The 691-nt window shown below is 62.1% G+C and carries 1 pseudogene; it reads left to right on the top strand.

Going from position 1 to position 691, the window contains the following annotated elements:
- Window positions 1–79 precede the first annotated feature (79 nt).
- Window positions 80–691 (top strand): annotated as a pseudogene (locus LG661_RS24785) (IS3 family transposase); the annotation flags it as partial.

Genomic DNA, 691 nt, shown 5'->3' on the forward strand with positions numbered 1-691 from the left:
GGCTCGGGAAATTTTTACAGCGGGCTAAGTGGAGTTTCTGCCTGAGAGCGGCCAGAATGGCTGCCGAACAGGAGAAAGGATGAGCAAGAGACCGCGCCGCAATCACTCACCGGCTTTCAAGGCCAAAGTGGCCCTGGCTGCCGTGAAGGGCGAGAAGACCCTGGCCGAATTGGCCCAGCAGTTCGATGTCCATCCCAATCAGATTACCCAGTGGAAGGCCCAGCTCCTCGACGGAGCCGCCGGCGTGTTCGGATCGGAGAAGACTGCAGCAGCAAACCCGCCCGTGGATGTGAGGACGCTGCATGCCAAGATCGGCGAACTCACCCTGGCCAATGCTTTTTTAGAGCACGCGCTCGGCAAAGCCGGAGTGTGGCCGAGCGCAAAGCGATGATCGATCGCTCTCATGCCCTGCCGCTTTCCCGGCAAGCCGAGGAACTCGGGATCAGCCGGGGCAGCCTCTATTATCGCCCGCAGCCGGTCTCAGCGGCCGACCTGGCCCTCATGCGGCGGATGGATGAACTGCATCTTGAGTTCCCGTTTGCGGGCAGTCGGATGCTGCGCGACCTGCTGGTGGCCGAGGGCTTTACGGTCGGGCGTCTGCATGTCGCCACGCTGATGAAGCGCATGGGCATTGAGGCGCTCTATCGCAAGCCCAACACCTCCAAGCCGGCACCGGGGCATCAGATCTACC

The sequence above is a fragment of the Microvirga roseola genome, assembly GCF_020866965.1.
GTDB classification, from domain to species: domain Bacteria; phylum Pseudomonadota; class Alphaproteobacteria; order Rhizobiales; family Beijerinckiaceae; genus Microvirga; species Microvirga roseola.